The following is a 3,101-nucleotide window of genomic DNA, read 5'->3' on the forward strand; positions in this document are numbered from 1 at the left end:
TGGTCAATCCAAAATCCAAAATCCAAAATCCAAAATTACGACGATGGTGGGCCGGCGCTCGCAAGCTCGCTCGCTCCCACCCTACGGTCACCCTGAACAGCCAGCGACGCAAGCGATGCCCCAATTCGTACTTATCGACCCGTCGATCGCCGCGCTGGGCGGACACCACTACGAATACGCGGTGCGGGTTTTGCGCGCGGCGGAGCAGGCCGGTTATACGCCCGTTCTGGCAGCGAACCGCGCGTTTCTCGGGACCGGGCCGCTTCCGTGCCGCGTGCTGCCGGCATTTCGCTACGGTTTTTTCGGGCCTCCGCCGCCGCGGACCGCCGGCGATTTGCTCAGAAAGCTGACCCATCGCGACCGCTCGACGCCACAAGGCCCGTCTCGCCGGGCAAGCACTCGCGCGTCTCAATTGCACGGCCTTCTGCTGCGATCGGCCACATCGGCATGGCACAGAACCGCCTTTTGGCGCCAGCGTCGCGCCTTCGCCCGCGATAGTATCCGGATGTTCCAGGGAATTCGTTTGGCCGAGGGCGACCGCGTTTTTTTACCGACGCTGTCGTCGGCCGAGATGCTTGGTTTGCTACCACTCTTTGGCGCCAACCCCGAGACGGCCAACGCCGCTTGGCATTTGCTCTTTCGTCGCGACGTCACCGGTGGCCGGGAGGGGTCGCAGCAACGCCTGCGGGCCGCCTTTCGCGAGTTTCACGAAGGACTCCGCGGCCAGACGGTCTCTTTCCACACCGACACCGACCCGCTGACCGCCGACTACAACCGCCTCGGCGTGGCCTGTTTCCAAACGCTGCCGATTCCCGCGGCCGATGGTTCGCATAATCCAAAATCCAAAATCCAAAATCCAAAATCCAAAATCCACGTGGTCTATCTGGGCGACGCGCGGCTCGAAAAGGGCTACCAGTGGCTGCCACGGCTCGTGGAAGGCGCCGTGGCCGCCGGGCTGCCGGTCCGCTTCACTTTTCAATCGAACTGCAGCCTGGCCGCTGCCGAGCCGGCCGTAACCGCTGCCCGACAACGCCTGGCCGCGCTGCCGCCGCACTATGGCGTCACGCTCGTCAACAGCCCGTTATCGAGCGAGGCCTATCGCGCCTTGCTGCTCTCCGCGGACGTCGTAATCCTGCCTTACGACCGCGAAGCGTATCGGGCACGCAGCTCGGGCATTTTTGCCGAAGCACTGGCGGCCGGCATCCCAACGCTCGTGCCAGCAGGCACCTGGATGGCGAGTCAACTCGCCCCTGTGCGCCAACTTGCCGAACTTGCCTTCGCCGACCCTGCCGACCTGACGAAACATCTGGCACACGTTCTCGGGCACTATGACTTGTACCGCAGAGCCACCCAAGAGTGTTCCCTCGGCTGGTCGGCGCTGCACTGTGCCGAAGGGGTTATTCAACGCTTGATGGCCTTGCCCACTCCGCGACAATCGCCTAGTATCCCGCGCCGGAGGCGGGATTGTGGGTTGGAACGGTAGGTTGCGACGAGCGAGCGGATGCCGCCCGCTTGCCGGGCGGAGGCTCACGTTCGCAGTCTACAGAACGACGGGCCCAACGACCCCTTCCGGTAGGGGCGCCGCGTCCGCTTGCGGAGCAAGCGGGCTACGTAGCCCGCTCGCTCCGCGAGCGGATCGGCCGTCGGAAAACGGCGGCCCGCTACGACTGAGAATCTGGGAAGCGCCCGACTTGGAAACCAGCGTCAGCAACCGCGGGGCAAGCCCGCGGCATGGCATGCCGCCACACGTACCAGGGGAACAAAAAACTGAATACGGTCTCAGCCATGTCTCGAAAGTTCGTCATCCTCAGCAACGGGCTGCGCGACCAATGCGGGCACTATTATGAGACCTCGATCAGCCTGGCCGAGGCCGCACGGCGCTGCGGCTGGCGACCCGTGCTGGCCGCGCATGTCGATTGCCCGGCGTCGTTGTTGCCCGATTGGCTCGAAAGCTACCCGATCTTTTGCACCGATCACTGGATGTCGGGTCCGCCGGCGGAGCCGCCCGACCTGGCGGGAATCCGCACGGACCCCTATTCCGGCGAGCGAGCGACCGCCGCGGCGACGATTCGCGATTTCCTCGCCAGCCGCTTCACGGGGTGGCGTAGCCCGCTTGCTCCGCAAGCGGAACCCGCGTCACCAGCCCAAGAACTTCGCAATACAGGGGAAGAGCCAAATGCGCGGCGGGCTGGTTCCGCTCACGGAGTGAGCGGGCTACGGCGGGCCTTCGACCGCTATCGGGCCGCCTTTGAACGCGCCGTCCGCCTGATCGACCGCCTGGTGTTCTATTTTCTGCCGCCCGTGCTTTACGCGACCCTGAAAAAAGCCGTGGCCTGGAGCGTGCCGCCGATTTTGCTCCCTGAATTGCAGTCGAAGATCGCCGCGAAGCTCGCTGCCAAGTTCCGACATGCTCCTGGTGCGCCGCAACCGTCCGTGATCGACTTTGGCCCGTGTGGCGCCGAAACCGCAAAGGCACTCGAAAACCCGGCGGACCGCGACGACGTGGGTGCGGCGCTCGTCAAGCTGCGAGCCTGCAACATGGCCCACGAAGTCGAATACGCGATGATTTTCAAGCGCGACCTGGAGCGGTTTCTGGCCATGGCGGAGATTGGGGCCGGCGATCACGTGTTTTTGGGCACGGCCCATCCCCGCGAGCTGCTGGCCGTCTGGCTGATCTGCCGGCGACTCACGGCCGATCGTTCGCCGACGTTTCACTTCGAGTTCCGCCATCCCCTGTTTCCGCCGGGCGAAACCGGAAATCTCGATTCGTCGCCCTACACGCGGCTGCACCGCATCTTCTTTTCGTTTTATGAAAAAGCCGTAGGGTGGAAAAAGCGAGCTTGCGAGCGCCGGCCTACCACAACCGACGTCAATAACGGTGGGCCGGCGCTCGCAAGCTCGCTTTTTCCACCCTACATCCGGTTCTACACCGACACCGAAGAACTTTCGCGCGATTTCGGCCACTTGAGCCAGCAGCCCTTTGACGTGTTGCCGATTCCCTTCCGCGGTGAGTTGATTGCGCCGCCGCCCGCGCCACAAAAGGGGACAGGTCCATTTTGTGCGCAGCACCCATCGGGCCGTTCCGGCAAAACGGACCTGTC

At 64.0% G+C, this 3,101-nt stretch carries 2 protein-coding genes; both read left to right on the forward strand.

Going from position 1 to position 3,101, the window contains the following annotated elements; all coding sequences use genetic code 11:
* Positions 1-115 precede the first annotated feature (115 nt).
* Positions 116-1,483, forward strand: coding sequence for a hypothetical protein (locus VNH11_09660; GenBank protein HVA46627.1), 1,368 nt, complete (start codon positions 116-118; stop codon positions 1,481-1,483).
* A 302-nt stretch (positions 1,484-1,785) separates the two neighbouring features.
* A partial coding sequence (locus VNH11_09665) for a hypothetical protein (protein ID HVA46628.1) occupies positions 1,786-3,101 on the forward strand: 1,316 nt, incomplete at its 3' end.

Source organism: Pirellulales bacterium, from assembly GCA_035533075.1.
Classification (GTDB): domain Bacteria; phylum Planctomycetota; class Planctomycetia; order Pirellulales; family JAICIG01; genus DASSFG01.

Coding starts and splice junctions, on each gene's coding strand:
- VNH11_09660 (HVA46627.1), top strand. CDS start 116: ATGCCCCAATTCGTACTTATCGACCCGTCGATCGCCGCGCTGGGCGGA.